We start from the raw sequence: 12,971 nt of genomic DNA, 5'->3' as shown, positions 1-12,971 counted from the left end.
TTGCCAACTTTGACACGGAAAAGGCGCGCTCACGAGCTATTTTTCCGGCGGGCTGCACGGTTCGATGATCTTCGGCGGCGCGCACCGGCGACAATGGATTCGGGAGGTTCGGCCGAGGCGGGAGAGCCATGGACGAAAAACGGCAGCAATGGATCGGGGCGCGTCGCGCGCCCGGTGGTGGCCGGGTGTTCGTGCTGGTCGTCACCCTCATGCTCGTGGTCGCCGCGTTCCTCGGGTATCGCGGCGATCTCCCGGACCGCGACCGGCCCGGCCCCGCCGGGACGGCGGCCTCGGTCGCGTTCGTCCCGCCCGAGCCGCTCGACGCGGGACTCGTCACCGCGGCGGTGCGCCCGGCGCTGGTCAACATCAACGCCTCGGCCGAGCGATCCGGGCCAGGTGCCGCGGGCTCCGGCATCGTCCTCACCGCCGACGGCGAGGTGCTCACCAGCCACCACGTGGTCAAGGGCGCGGACACCGTGACCGTCACCGACGTGGGCAACGGCAAGGTCTACGACGCGGCGGTGCTCGGCTACGACGCCGACGCCGACATCGCCCTGCTGGACTTGGCCGCGGCCAACGCGCTGCCGACCGCGACCATCGGCAGTTCGGCCGGGTTGCGGCTGCGTGAGGAGCTCCTGGCGATCGGCAACGCCGGCGGGACCGGCGGCACGCCCACCGCGGTGCACGGCCCGCTCACCGACCTTGACAGCGCGATCGTGGCGATCAACGCCGCCGATCTGTCGCGCAAGGCGCTCAACGGGATGCTCGAGGTGGCGGCGGCGGTCACGCCGGGACAGTCCGGCGGAGCCCTGGTCGATCACAAGGCGTCCGTCGTCGGCGTCATCGCGGCGGCGTCGGGCGACGGGGCGCGCACGGCCGACCATCCGGCCAACGGCTACGCGGTGCCGATCGATGCCGCGATGCGAGTGGTCCAGCAGATTCGCTCCGGCACCCCGACCGACACCGTGCACATCGGCCCGACGGCCACGCTCGGCGTGCTCGTCTCCAACGCGCTTCCGGCCGGTACCGGAGCGCGCGTGGACATGGCGATCTACGGCATGCCCGCCTCTGCCGCCGGTCTGGCCGCCGGGGACGTGATCACCTCGCTGGACGACCACACCGTCAGCAACGCGCAGTCGCTGCGCATCGCGCTGAACAGGCGCAAGCCCAACGAGACCGTCCGATTGGGCGTCACCGGCGCGAGCGGCGCGCGCACGGTGCCGGTGGCGCTGGTCGCGGGCCCGCCGAACTGATTCGGATCAGACCAGCGACAGCCAGTAGTCCTGGAAGCGCAGGAACACCAGCAGCAGCACGACCGCGTAGAACAGCGCGACGATCGTCCAGCGCCACTCGGCGAGCACCCCCAGCGGACCGCGCGAGCGCCCCCACAGCTGATCGGTGCACACCGCGAGCAGCGGCGTGATGATCGCCCACACCACCATGCAGTACGGGCACAGCGCGTTGATCCGGTACAGGCTCTGGAAGATCAGCCAGCAGATGAAGCCGACCCCGAGCAGGGTGCCCAGCCACAGCCCGCCCCAGACCCAGCGCGGGAAGCCGACCCCGGCTACCGACAGCACGCCGAGCGTGACGACGACCGAGAACCCGACGATGCCGATCAGCGGGTTCGGGAACCCGAAAACCGCGGCCTGATCGGTCACCATCACCGACCCGCAGGACAGGATCGGGTTGATGCTGCACGACGGCGTGTAGCCGGGATCGGTGAACAGCTTGAACCGTTCCACGGTCAGCGCCACGGCGGCCAGCCAACCGGCCAGCCCGCCGATCAACAGGACCCACGCGGCCCGGGGCCCCGCGGTGATCACTGGCCCGCGGCGGCGCTGATCACGGGTGCGAGACCGCCTGCGCCGAAGACCTGCTGGCTGGACTCGACCTTCTTGCCGTTGACGAACACCGACGGGGTCGACTGGATGCCGCTGTCCAGCACTTCCTTGGTGCGGGCCTGGACGTACTTGTCGTACTTGTGGTCGGTGATGCACTGGGCGATCGCGTCGTCGGTGTAACCGGCGCTCTTGGCGATCTGGACCAGCTGATCGTCGGTCAGGCCCGCGCCGCCCTCCGGGGGCTGCTGGGCGAACATCGTCTTCAGCCAGGCCTGGTACTTCGACGGGTCGGCCTCCGCGACGCAGTAGGCGGCGTTGGCCGCGCGCGAGGAGTAGCGCGTGGTGGACGCCTTGTCCAGGAAGGCGATGATGTTGTACTCGACCACCGCGGTGCCGTTGGCCACCGCTTCCTCGAGCACCTGTCCATTGGCCGCCTCGAAGGCCTTGCACGCGGGGCACTGGAGGTCGGCGACGACCCGCACGGTGACCTTCGCGTCCGGCTTGCCGACGCGGACGGCGCCGTTGTCGGTGATCGAGGCGGGCACGGGGCCCGCGTTCGCGGTGCCGGTCGCGGCGATGGACGGAGCGGGCCCGGGGTCGTCCTTGTGGGCCTTCTTCACCGCGATGCCGATGCCGATCGCCGCGATCAGAGCGACGAGCACGGCGGCGACGCCCACCTGGATCAAGATCTTGCGGTTGCGGTCGGCGCGTTCCGCCGCCAGCAGCGGGTTCGACTTCCCACCCTGGTTCTTGCTCACCGTGCGCTCACCACGCCTTTCGCTCGCCGGACGGTTTCTGCCGCCACGATCGTAGATCCGCCGACCTTCTCCCCGCGTGATCGGCCCACAGCCGCCATCATCGTCGGCCTACCTGAGAGATTCCGTAAAACAGGGCGTAGCGGCGCTTCGGGAGGCGCCGATACCGGCCGGGCCGCTGGTCCGCTGACGCTATGCCCGCGCCAGCCGCCGCTTCTGCTGTTCGACGTCGAAGGTCGCCGGGGGCCAGTCGAGGTCGAGCCGCTCTAGGGCCGCGATCAGCAACTCGGTGACGGCGAGGCGGGAGAACCACTTGCGGTCGGCGGGCACGACATGCCAGGGCGCGTACTCGGTGGACGTGCGGTCCAGCACCGCCTGGTACGCGTCCTGGTAAGCGGGCCAGAACGCGCGCTCGTCGATGTCGGACGGGTTGAACTTCCAGAATTTGTCCGTGCGTTCCAGCCGCTCGGCCAGGCGCCGCTTCTGTTCGTCGAGCGAGACGAACATGGCCACCTTCACCAGCGAGGTGCCCTCGTCCACCAATTCCTGCTCGAACGCGTTGATCTCGTCGTAGCGCGGCTCCCACACCGTCGGCGGCACCAGATTGTGTACCCGCACCACGAGCACGTCCTCGTAATGCGAGCGATCGAACACACCGAGCTGACCCGCGCGCGGCAGTGCCTTCCGGATGCGCCACAGATAGTGATGGCGGCTCTCCTCCGGCGTCGGCACCCCGAACGCGGCGTGGTCCACGCCCTGCGGATCGACCGATCCGATGACGTGCCGGACGATGCCGCCCTTGCCCGCTGTGTCCATGCCTTGCAGGATCAGCAGCACGTTGCGCCGGTCGCCGCCGGCCCGGCCGTTGGCGTACAGCTTCTCCTGCAGATCCGACAGCACCTGGGCGCGTTCGGCGAGCAAGGGCACGCCCGCCTTCTTGCCGCCGGTGAACCCCGGCGTCCCGGAGGTGTCCAGCTCGGCTACGCGCAAGCCATCGGCTCGCATGGCCTCGGTGGGCGGCACCGTCCACAATTTCGGCATGGCTCCAACCTAACCGCGTGGCGGTTCGGCCACGTCACACTTGCGCGAGCCGCAGTAACTGGGTGGCGAATTCCTCGTCCGCCACCGGGGTGAGGATGAGATCGTGCGCGGTGGTGAGCAAGTAGCGACCGTCGCCGGTGAAGTCCAGCCAGGTGCGATGGCGGGTGGGCGGGGACATCGGGTTCTCCGGCTCCACCGTGACGGTGATGAAGCCACGCCCGTCCACCGGCTTACGCAGGGTTTGGCGGAACTTCGCCGCGCCGCGGTGACCGTTGGTGACGAACGGCTCGGTGCGATCCGGATTCAGCACCGCGTCCTGCGGCTCCCGCATCGGGGCGAGCTTGCCCGGTCGCGCCGAGCCGATGATCTGCACCAAGCGTTCGCCCACGGCACGGGCGTGGCACATCTGTACGGTCACCCGGTCCGGCGTGGCGACCAGGATGCCCGCGTGGTTGTGCACCACCGCGGCGAACGCGAGGATCCGTTCGGTCTCGGACCCGCTGCCGTTGCGCGAGAGCGCCGAACGCTCGCCCGAGACGGTGATGGTGGTCGCGTCGTTGCGCGCGCAGAGCACCAGCGCGGCGGCGAGATCAGGATCGGCTTGGCGGGCGAAGCGCTGCGGCAGATGGAGGGCGTGGTACTCCGACTCGGTCCGCGCGGTGGCCGAAGGGACCATGTTGACCGGGTAGGGCCTACGGTCCAGGCTCGTTTCGTTCGTCCAGACATGCGTGAACTCGTCCGGGGTGAGCACCCATTTCACCGTGCGCCGCCTCCGCGCGCGGAATCCGGATCGCCGGGTGCGTTGTCGGCCGCCGAACCTTCCTGCGGCCGGGGGAATCGGGGAACGCGGTCGCCGGTGGCGGGCATCGTCGGGGTGTAGACGTAAGTCATCGTGTCCCGGACATCCGCTTCGATGTCTGCCGCCGCACTATCGTGTTCCATCCTACGTTTTCCACCGTAAACCGCTTCCGCGGCCGGGTCCGCCAGCGGCCGATACCGCTGCGGCGGCGCGATCGCGCCCCGGACCGTCTGCGCGGCATCGCTATTCAACTCCATCAGCCGAGCGACCGCCCGGCACACGTCGTGCGTATCCCCGCCCGCGCGGACGAACTGCCTGGTCGCGCTCACCGCGGCGTCGGCTGCCCGGCCCGACCAGCGCGCGAATTCGCGGTTGGTGGCATCGGAGAAGGCTTGGAACGCTTCGGCCACCGCGGTCGCGTTGGCCTGCCATGCCGCGGCGATCCGGCCCAATGCCGCAGGGTCGAGCGCTTCGTGCACCAGCTCCCAGATCTGCTGGTGGGTGTAGGCGCCGAACAGTTCCCGATCCGGCGCGTAGGCGGGATCGGTTGCGTCGTCGGTGAATCCGGCCAGTTCCTGCCGGATGCCGTCGGCGGCGGCGCGTGCCGTGGAGTCTGCCATCCGTCGTCCCCCTCAGTCGGTCCCGGCGCGCGGGTGCGCGCTCAACGGGGCTCCAGATAGTCGGCGACCAGCCGCAGTGCGGCCTGATTCGCCGCCTCGGCGTCGGCCAGCCGATTGGCCGCGGCGAGATACGCGGCCTTGAACAGCAGCGCCGTTTCCTGGAACGCGGCCAGGGTGTCCAGGTATTGCCTTCCCTTGGCGGAGAACCCGCGGGTGAGGCCGTGCCCGGTTGGCAGATCGGGGAAGCCGGTCACCTCGGTGACGAGGTGTTCGCCCGCCATCGCGCGGCCCAGATCGTCGACCAGTTGGTCGCACGCGGCGGCGAGATTCTCCGCGACCGCCGTGTCCAGCTCGAACCTTTCGCTCCCGCCCGCGCCGATGGCCGCCGCGTACAGCTCGCGCGCCGTCCCCTGTCCGGTATCGGGTACCGCCACGTGGAAGCCCCCTTCCGCTCGGTCCTGTTCGTACCGCGCTGTACTGGATTCGCACTTTACCGGGCGGTTCAGCGCGGCGGACCGCCTCGGTACGGGCTTGTGTGAAGGCCGCTGCGCACGTCTCCGCCGTTGTTACACTGACCAGCGGTCCGAGGGGCGGTGTGGGGAAGGCGACCGGTGGCCGGAATCGATGGCGTAGTCCCGAAGTATCTGCAGATCTCGGGGCATCTGCGGGATCTGATCGAGCGCGGGGAGTTGGCTCCCGGCGCCGAGGTGCCGTCCGAGCGCGAACTCGCCGCCCGCTGGAAGGTCGCCCGGCCCACCGCCGCCAAGGCGCTGAACACGCTGCGGCAGCAGGGAATCGTCACGTCACGTCGTGGGTCGGGCACCTACGTGGCCGAACGCTCGGCGCTGATGCGCGAGAGCGCGCCCCGATACGGCCCGTCCGCGTCCCAGCCCGATCCGGTGACCGTGCTGGGAGCTGAAATGGTGGAAGGACCGCAGGAGGTCACCGAATCGCTCGGTCTCCCAACGGCGAGTCCGGTGATCAGTGTGAAGTTGTTGTACGAGAACGGCTCCGGGGCAGTTCGGCTGGTCACATGCTGGTATCCCGGTGAATTCGCCGCAGCCGCCACGCTGGTGCACGGGACGGCGCCCGTGCCGGGCGGAGTCGTGCGGTGTCTGGAGGCCGTGATCGGCCGCGCCGCCGCAGTCGTGCGCGAGAGCGTCGGCGCCCGGCTGGCCACGGATGACGAACGCCGCCGTCTCGCGCTCCCGCATCCGGCGGCGGTGCTGGTCGTGCACCGCATCGGTCTGGACGTCCGAGGCGTCGCGCTGGAGTACCGCCAGAGCGTCCACCCGCCCGGCCGCCCGATCATGGAGTACGAGTATTCGGCCAGGTCAGCGACCGATTTCCGCCGTTGACACCCCTGTGCCGCAACTGGCATAGTCCACTTGTCGGAAGTATCGAAGGGTGGGAGGGGCGATGTCCGATCAGTTGACCGTCGGCGGCTGGGTGGTCGTGGGGGAGCAGTGCTCGGTCCGCTTGGCCCCGGTACCGCGCGACGACTTCCTGGCCTTCGTGTTCGAAAGCAGCGGAACCGAATTCGAATTGGCCTTGGCGCCCGCGATCCTGCACCGCATGGTCGCTCTCGGGACCGCCCCGTCCGCGCCGTGACATCGGCGAGCCACACCGCGGCGGAGCGCCTTACGCGCACCGTGGGTCGCGGCGGTTCCTGCCGACGCCTGCGGAACAAGCTGATCTCGAGGCCGAAAAGTCAGTGCGGGTGCGTGCTTCGGCTATCTCCGCGGTGTGGTCTACGCGTCGATGAAAAGGTCGTTGGCGAGAGCGCCGGAGCCCGGTACGACTCGGTAGTGGTCCAGGTCGGTGCGGCCATGGAAAGCGAGGACATCCTCGTCCAGGAGCAGCCGGCCGGTGTAGGTCGCGGCGGGGCTGGTCACGATCAGCAAAGCGGCGTCCGCGCAGATGAACGGGTTGCGGGACGCGGCGACGGCTTCCGCGCCGCCGAGCAGATTGCGCACCGCGGCGGTGTCGATCTTCGTGCGCGGCCACAGGGAGTTCACGGCGATGCCGTAGGGCCGGAACTCGTGTGCCAGACCGACGGTGGCGATGCTGACACCGTATTTGGAGACGGTGTAGGCCACGCCGTTGCCAACGTGCTCGGGGTTCATGTTGAGCGGCGGGGAGAGGGTGAGGATATGTGGATTCCGCCCGGCCGTCGCCGAGTCGCGCAGGTGCGGCAGCGCCAGCTTGGACAGCAGGAACGGCGCGCGGAGATTGACGGCTTGCATGTGGTCGTAGCGCTGCATGCCGATCTGCTCGGCGCCGGTGAGATCGACCGATCCCGCGTTGTTGACCAGGATGTCGATGCCGCCGAAGCGCTCGGCGATCCGATCGACCGCCTCCGCCATCGCCTTGTCGTCGCGGACATCCGCTACCAACGGCAGTACCGCGCCACCCGCGGCCTCCGCTTCCGCGGCGGCCGTGTGGATGGTGCCGGGCAGCTTGGGGTGCGGCTCCTGGGTGCGGGCGATCATCGCGACGTTCGCGCCCTCCGACGCGAACCTGATCGCGATCGCCAGGCCGATGCCACGGCTCGCCCCGGTGACAACGGCGGTCCTTCCCGCGAGCAGATCCCCGGTGGCCTCTCCTCGGGCGGACGCGGGCGTGGGTAGGGGACTGTTCATGGCGGGGTCCTCTGGCTGGAATACGCGATCTTGTGGAGTGAGGCTAGCTGGCATTCGCCGGGAGCGTGACAGATCCGTTGTCCCCGAGCTGTTTACAGCGGCTTGCGGGCGGTGCTCGCCGTGCCCGATGGGACGATCGAAGCCGGTGCGTCCATACGCGGCAGTGGTTGAAAAAGCAATTGGATTTTCTCGGCGATCCGGGGAACCGAGAGCAGTCGGGACGCGTCCAATAACAGTGACGACCTTTTGAACGATGCACAGGCGGGCCTGGGGGTGAGGGGATCGGTGCGATGTCGGACGCGACCAACGGAGGTGCGATGGCGATCCGGACGGTGCCGCAGCCTCCGTTCCCGCCGGGGTTGCTGGCCGATCTGCACGCCGGCAATGTGACGGCCGCGCAGCGCGAGCAGTTGTGGCCGATCGTCTCGCGTGATCCGCAGGCGGTGCGGTATCTGCGCGGGCTGGATGAGATCAGCGCGGAATTGGGTGCGCTGAGCCGGGAGGAACGCGTCATCCACTCCATGCCCGAGGACGTCACCGCCCGGCTGACCGAATTCATCGAAGCGCTCCGATCACCCCAGGACACCGCGGTCCACGCGATCGCGCCCGGGCGGGCGGGCGGGGCCCGGCTCGATATCAAATATTCCCAACGCGGCGCGGCTCCCTCGGTCGCTGTCGACGAGCATCGCCGCACCAGGGCGCGCTGGTTCGCCGCGGCAGCCGCGGCGATCGTCGCCCTTGCCGCAGCCGGCTCAGCCATCTCGACGATGGACGGCCGTGACCGCCCAGCCCCCACCGCGCGACCCGCCATCGGAAATGACGAAGTCACCGCCACCATGGCCTTCGGCGCGCTGGGCCGCCACACCGTCAGCGGCTCCCTCGCCGACCCCGAAGCGCTGCAACGCTGTGTCCACGCGAACGGGCTCGACCGCACCGTCCTCGGCTCGGCCGACATCGCGTTCCAGGGCGGCGACGCGGTGCTCATCCTGCTCAACGGCCCGCACCCGCCCGCCGTCACCGCATTGGTCGTCGGAACCGGCTGCGATACCGGTGACCCGCAGCGCCGGGTATTGCAGGACATCGGCTGACCGCGCGCGGCGGGTCACGTTCCACCGCGCACGGCCGCGCGCACGCCTGCGCGCGATAGGCTATGACAGTCGTCATGAACATGGGAGGAGAAGGGTGGCCGAAACGCCGCAGGCGCGGGATCGAATGGTTGCAGGCGCGGCCGACATGATCCGCCGCCGCGGTCTGAACGCGACCAGCGTGCGGGAATTGGCCAAGCACGCCCAGGCTCCGCTGGGATCCACCTACCACTACTTCCCCGGCGGCAAAGCGCAGCTGGCGGCCGAAGCCGTGCGCTTCGCCGATGCGCTGGCCGCCCGCAAACTCGCGCAAGGGCTGCCCGCCGGGCCGGTCGCGGGATTGCGGTCGTTCGTCGACATGTGGCGAAAGGTTCTGGCGGACAATGATTTCCAGGCTGGCTGCCCGGTGCTCGCGGTCGCGATCGAGGACCCGGGGGACGACGACGAGCCGCAGCGGGCCGCCGCGTCCGCGTTCGAGAACTGGACCGGCCTGCTGACGCGGTCGTTGCGCGACCACGGCGCGAGCGAGGCCGACGCCGAGCGGACCGCCACCCTGATCGTCGCCGCGGTCGAGGGCTCGGTGGCGATGTGCCGGGTGGAGCGCAGCACCCTTCCGCTCGATCGGACCGTGGACAAACTCGAGTTCCTGATCCGGGCCGTCACCGCGGAGGTCTAGTGCGCGGGCTTCGTCGCGCTGACGTACTGGAGCAGGCGATGGACCCGCTGGTCGATCTCCACCAAACCCTCCTCGGCGAACAGGGCGGGAAAGGTCCGGGCGCCGAACACCCGCAGCCCGCTCAAACCGCCGACCACGCGGCTCATCTCACCGATGGGGTTGGCCGCCCGGTGGCTGGTGGTGATGGCGATCCGGCCACCGGGAGCGAGAACGCGAATCATCTCGCGAGCGGCGACGAGTGGGTCCGGAATGAGGTAGAGCGCGCCGAAACAGCAGACCGCGTCGAAGGTTCCGTCCGCGAACGGGAGCCTGCGCGCGTCGCCGCGCAGATACCCGACGCGCGGTCCGGCGTTGTCCGCGACGGCGCGCGCCAGCATCGGCTCCGAATAGTCCACGCCGATCGCATAGCCCTCGCCGGACAGCGCCTCACTCAGGTATCTGGTGAAATTGCCCGGTCCGCAGGCGATGTCGAGCACCTTCTGCGCGCCGCCGAGCCGCAGGGCGGTGACCGCGTCGCGGCGGTCGGACGCGGTCGTCCGCCCACTGGCGAGATAGAACAGCGCCGGCCGCCAGGCGCGCTCGTACACCGCGGCGAGCGCGGGGGCATTCATCGTCTTGCGTGCGAGATTCACCGGAGCACGTCCCTCAGGCGCGGTCGACGGTGATCGTCATGCCCGCCGCGCGCAGTCGCTCGGTGAGGGCGTCGCCCATCGCCGCGGCCGGGGTGAGAATGCCCGCGAGCTCGGGTTGCTTCTCCGTGTCGAACGCCAGGCACAGACCGCTCTCGCCGAGCAGTACGGCGGTGGCCTGGTATCCCGGGTCGCCGGTGCCGGAGAAGGTGGCCACGTACTTCGCGCCCGAGGTGGTGTGCGCGAACGTCTTCATGCTGAACCAGCCGCTCTTGCGGGCCTGCTCGCTCGGTCCGGTGCCCGGCTTGGGCAGCAGGCGATCGAGCAGCTTGCGACCCGCCGATGCCCGCGACAGCAGGGCGCCCGCGGTCATGCCCGCCACGATGCCGCCCGCCATCCCCGCCGCTACCAGCGGCGCCACCCGGGACTTTCCGGCGCTCATGACTTCGCGGTAGCGGAAATTCTTGCCGTACACCCAGCCGAGCAGGCCGTTGCTGCGGCGCACGATCTTGGTGTTGTGCGCGGCCATGACGAACGTGCTGACCCACCCGTCCAGGCTGGGGTCGATCGCGCTCGCCCGCGACAGCGCCTGATCGGACTGGCGGCCGACGTCGGGATCCATCGACCTGTCCGGGCTCAGCGAGTACGGGTGCGACATCACCTTGCCCTTGGCCGGGTCGGCGGCGATCGCCTCCATCATCGCGCGGCCGGAATCGATGGTGCCGCCGCTGACGCCGCCCTTGAGCGAAGCCACCAGCGTGACGTCGACGAGCTCACCGGTGTTGTCCTCGACCGTGCGGCGGTAGAGCTGATATACGCTCAGATCGGACGGAATCGAGTCGTAGCCGCAGGAATTCACGATCTTCGCGCCCGTGGCGACGGCCTGTTCGTGATAGTTGTCGATGGCGTCGCGGATGAACAGCGGCTCGCCGGTGAGGTCGGCGTAATGGGTGCCCGCCTTCGCGCACGCCGCTACCAGCGGCATCCCGTAGCGCAGGTACGGGCCGACGGTGGTGACCACGACCTTGGTGCGCGCCGCCAGCTCGTCGAGCGCGCTCTGCTCTGTCGAGTCGGCCACCACCAGACCCCAGTTCGCGGCCGTCGGGCCGAGGTCGTCGCGTACGGTCGTCAACTTGTCCAGCGATCGTCCCGCCAGCGCGATTCGCGCGGATTCCGGCGCGGCCTCGGTGAGATATTCCGCGGTCAGCTTGCCGACGAAACCCGTCGCGCCGAAGAGCACTAGGTCGAATTCCCGTGTGTCTGCCATGGTCTTCCGTTCTGCGGTCGTGCCGCCGTTCGGCGGCTACTTGGTGGTCTTCTTGCGCGGCCGTTGCGGCGCGGCGTGCGGGCGGTCGGCGAGCCAGGCGTGATGGGCCCGGCCGAGCTCGGTGACCGGTGGTTCGTCGTAGAGCCATTCCCTGGAGATGCGATGCCAGTTCGCGGTGCAGCCGAGGTGACCGAGCATGCCGAAGGTCAGGAAGTCGGCGCGGCGGGAGAAGAGGTGCTCCGGCGGCAGATTCTGCTGCTTCATACCGGTGAACTCGCTGGCCCTCGGGTCGACCGCGAGCAGGAAGGCGCCGCTGGCGAGCTCGGGAGTGATGGTCAGTTCCTCGTCGATCAGACACCATTCCGAGGCGGCCAGTACGTATTCCAGGCACTCCTCGGCGCCGATCTCCTGCGGCGAATCGATGACGCCGCGCTGGATCATCAACTCGCGCAGGTCTTCCGCGCGATCTTCCGCCGCGGCACGCAGACAGACCAGCTCGAATTGCACGTGCTCGGCGTCCATGCGGTTGAACAATCCGAAATCCAGGAAGCCGACCCGGCCGTCGCCGGCCAGCAGAACGTTGCCCGGATGCGGGTCGCCGCAGAATTCGTTGAAGGTGAACAGCGATCCCACGTAGAACCGGTAGATGATCTCGCCGATCCGGTTGCGCTCCGCTTGGGGCAGCTGCCGGATCTCTTCGAAGCCCTTGCCCTCCACGTATTCGGTGACCAGCACCCGCGTGGTGGAGAACTCCGGCAGCGAGCGCGGGACGATGACGAAAGGATGCCCGGCGTACAACTCGGCGATCTGCAACTGGGTGGCCGCCTCGGCCCGGTAGTCCAGCTCGGCCTCCATGTTCAGCCGCAGCTCGTCCAGCACCGCGGGCGTCACCCACGGCATCGCGGACTGGAGCACGCGCCGGAACATCGCGAGATTCTTCAGATCCGCGCGCACCGCCGCATCGATGCCCGGATACTGCACCTTCACCGCGACCTGGCGGCCGTCGTGTAGTCGCGCCCGGTACACCTGGCCGATCGAGGCGGCGGCGACGGGCTCGGCGTCGAACTCGGCGAATACCGCGTCGAGCGGCTTTCCGAAATCGTCCTCGATCACCTGGCGCATGGCCGCGAAGGAGACCGTCGGGGCCGCGTTGCGCAGCACGGCCAGGCGTTTCTGGAACCGCTCCCGATGGTCCTCTGGCACCAGATCCAGATCGAGCACCGACATCATCTGGCCGAGCTTCATGGCGACGCCCTTCATGGTGCCCAGCACCGTGACCACCTGCTCGGTGGTGCGGATCATCGATTCCTCGGCCATCTTCGCCCGGACGGCCTCGGATCTGCCTCGCATGGTCAACCGCGCGCGCTGGGTGCGAAGCACCGAACTGGCTGCCACCGCGCCCAGCTTCGTGCCACGAGCAAGCCGAGAGGTCGGTACTTGCTTCGCCATCGAGGTACCTCCGTTGGTGCCGCGGTCGGAGCGACGGACGCGGGCGGCAGCGTGCGGGACACCCGCACGGACCGCCGTCGAGTACGGCGCCTGCGGTGACGCAACGCACTCGGCGCACCGCTCGGGTTCAGACTAGCCAAGGATTCGGCAAAGTCGAGAGTGCT

The 12,971-nt window shown here is 69.2% G+C and carries 15 protein-coding genes; 5 read left to right on the top strand and 10 right to left on the bottom strand.

The window, feature by feature from the left end:
* Positions 1-128: 128 nt before the first annotated feature.
* Positions 129-1,253: a S1C family serine protease gene (locus ACFV2O_RS26260; protein ID WP_379254041.1), complete on the top strand. Its 1,125-nt coding sequence runs from the start codon at positions 129-131 to the stop codon at positions 1,251-1,253.
* A 6-nt stretch (positions 1,254-1,259) separates the two neighbouring features.
* Here the strand turns inward: ACFV2O_RS26260 and ACFV2O_RS26255 are convergent, their stop codons facing one another.
* The 6 genes from ACFV2O_RS26255 to ACFV2O_RS26230 all read right to left on the bottom strand — a co-directional run bounded on the left by ACFV2O_RS26255 (position 1,260) and on the right by ACFV2O_RS26230 (position 5,493).
* On the bottom strand, positions 1,260-1,826 hold the full coding sequence (locus ACFV2O_RS26255; protein WP_379254040.1) for a vitamin K epoxide reductase family protein: 567 nt from the start codon (positions 1,824-1,826) through the stop codon (positions 1,260-1,262).
* The gene (locus tag ACFV2O_RS26250; protein ID WP_356962631.1) at positions 1,823-2,602 is read right to left on the bottom strand and encodes a thioredoxin domain-containing protein; all 780 of its coding nucleotides are present in this window, start codon (positions 2,600-2,602) and stop codon (positions 1,823-1,825) included. The genes ACFV2O_RS26255 and ACFV2O_RS26250 overlap by 4 nt, the downstream gene beginning before the upstream one ends.
* Positions 2,603-2,791: 189 nt before the next feature.
* Positions 2,792-3,640, bottom strand: a complete 849-nt coding sequence (locus tag ACFV2O_RS26245) for a polyphosphate kinase 2 family protein (protein ID WP_355071859.1) — start codon at positions 3,638-3,640, stop codon at positions 2,792-2,794.
* A 34-nt stretch (positions 3,641-3,674) separates the two neighbouring features.
* Entirely contained in the window at positions 3,675-4,400 is a 726-nt protein-coding gene (locus tag ACFV2O_RS26240) for an ESX secretion-associated protein EspG (protein ID WP_355071861.1), read from the bottom strand.
* Positions 4,397-5,059: a hypothetical protein gene (locus ACFV2O_RS26235; RefSeq protein WP_355071862.1), complete on the bottom strand. Its 663-nt coding sequence runs from the start codon at positions 5,057-5,059 to the stop codon at positions 4,397-4,399. Before ACFV2O_RS26235 ends, ACFV2O_RS26240 begins: the two co-directional genes overlap by 4 nt.
* Before the next feature lie 41 nt (positions 5,060-5,100).
* Entirely contained in the window at positions 5,101-5,493 is a 393-nt protein-coding gene (locus tag ACFV2O_RS26230; protein ID WP_355071864.1) for a hypothetical protein, read from the bottom strand.
* A 177-nt stretch (positions 5,494-5,670) separates the two neighbouring features.
* Between ACFV2O_RS26230 and ACFV2O_RS26225 the strand changes: the two genes are divergently transcribed.
* Complete coding sequence (locus ACFV2O_RS26225; RefSeq protein WP_379254039.1) at positions 5,671-6,417, top strand: GntR family transcriptional regulator; 747 nt, start codon at positions 5,671-5,673, stop codon at positions 6,415-6,417.
* A gap of 61 nt (positions 6,418-6,478) precedes the next feature.
* Entirely contained in the window at positions 6,479-6,670 is a 192-nt protein-coding gene (locus ACFV2O_RS26220; RefSeq protein ID WP_379254038.1) for a hypothetical protein, read from the top strand.
* 140 nt (positions 6,671-6,810) lie between these two features.
* On the opposite strand, the gene ACFV2O_RS26215 is transcribed toward ACFV2O_RS26220, so the two are convergent.
* On the bottom strand, positions 6,811-7,701 hold the full coding sequence (locus tag ACFV2O_RS26215) for an SDR family oxidoreductase (protein WP_379254037.1): 891 nt from the start codon (positions 7,699-7,701) through the stop codon (positions 6,811-6,813).
* Between the two features lie 317 nt (positions 7,702-8,018).
* Between ACFV2O_RS26215 and ACFV2O_RS26210 the strand changes: the two genes are divergently transcribed.
* Positions 8,019-8,789, top strand: coding sequence for a hypothetical protein (locus ACFV2O_RS26210; protein ID WP_379254036.1), 771 nt, complete (start codon positions 8,019-8,021; stop codon positions 8,787-8,789).
* Between the two features lie 124 nt (positions 8,790-8,913).
* Positions 8,914-9,462, top strand: coding sequence for a TetR/AcrR family transcriptional regulator (locus tag ACFV2O_RS26205; RefSeq protein WP_379254095.1), 549 nt, complete (start codon positions 8,914-8,916; stop codon positions 9,460-9,462).
* Here the strand turns inward: ACFV2O_RS26205 and ACFV2O_RS26200 are convergent.
* Genes ACFV2O_RS26200 through ACFV2O_RS26190 form a run of 3 tightly spaced genes read right to left on the bottom strand, consistent with a single transcriptional unit; the run spans position 9,459 to position 12,807 of the window.
* A complete protein-coding gene (locus ACFV2O_RS26200) occupies positions 9,459-10,094 on the bottom strand; it encodes a class I SAM-dependent methyltransferase (RefSeq protein WP_364424360.1) in 636 nt (211 codons plus the stop codon). The genes ACFV2O_RS26205 and ACFV2O_RS26200 overlap by 4 nt on opposite strands.
* A gap of 13 nt (positions 10,095-10,107) precedes the next feature.
* Positions 10,108-11,358 (bottom strand): saccharopine dehydrogenase family protein, encoded by a 1,251-nt coding sequence (locus ACFV2O_RS26195; protein ID WP_379254035.1) that lies wholly within the window; start codon positions 11,356-11,358, stop codon positions 10,108-10,110.
* Between the two features lie 36 nt (positions 11,359-11,394).
* Positions 11,395-12,807 carry an ABC1 kinase family protein gene (locus ACFV2O_RS26190; RefSeq protein WP_379254034.1) on the bottom strand — a complete coding sequence of 471 codons (1,413 nt, stop codon included), beginning with the start codon at positions 12,805-12,807 and terminating at the stop codon, positions 11,395-11,397.
* Between the last annotated feature and the right edge of the window lie 164 nt (positions 12,808-12,971).

The sequence above is a fragment of the Nocardia sp. NPDC059691 genome (assembly GCF_042733915.1).
GTDB classification, from domain to species: domain Bacteria; phylum Actinomycetota; class Actinomycetes; order Mycobacteriales; family Mycobacteriaceae; genus Nocardia; species Nocardia sichangensis.
This window is presented reverse-complemented; position numbering and strand designations above follow the sequence as displayed.

Excerpts from the sequence above, each read along its gene's own strand:
- ACFV2O_RS26210 (WP_379254036.1), top strand. The coding sequence starts at position 8,019 with ATGGCGATCCGGACGGTGCCGCAGCCTCCGTTCCCGCCGGGGTTGCTG.
- ACFV2O_RS26245 (WP_355071859.1), bottom strand. The coding sequence starts at position 3,640 with ATGCCGAAATTGTGGACGGTGCCGCCCACCGAGGCCATGCGAGCCGAT.
- ACFV2O_RS26260 (WP_379254041.1), top strand. The coding sequence starts at position 129 with ATGGACGAAAAACGGCAGCAATGGATCGGGGCGCGTCGCGCGCCCGGT.
- ACFV2O_RS26235 (WP_355071862.1), bottom strand. The coding sequence starts at position 5,059 with ATGGCAGACTCCACGGCACGCGCCGCCGCCGACGGCATCCGGCAGGAA.
- ACFV2O_RS26205 (WP_379254095.1), top strand. The coding sequence starts at position 8,914 with ATGGTTGCAGGCGCGGCCGACATGATCCGCCGCCGCGGTCTGAACGCG.
- ACFV2O_RS26195 (WP_379254035.1), bottom strand. The coding sequence starts at position 11,358 with ATGGCAGACACACGGGAATTCGACCTAGTGCTCTTCGGCGCGACGGGT.
- ACFV2O_RS26215 (WP_379254037.1), bottom strand. The coding sequence starts at position 7,701 with ATGAACAGTCCCCTACCCACGCCCGCGTCCGCCCGAGGAGAGGCCACC.
- ACFV2O_RS26220 (WP_379254038.1), top strand. The coding sequence starts at position 6,479 with ATGTCCGATCAGTTGACCGTCGGCGGCTGGGTGGTCGTGGGGGAGCAG.
- ACFV2O_RS26190 (WP_379254034.1), bottom strand. The coding sequence starts at position 12,807 with ATGGCGAAGCAAGTACCGACCTCTCGGCTTGCTCGTGGCACGAAGCTG.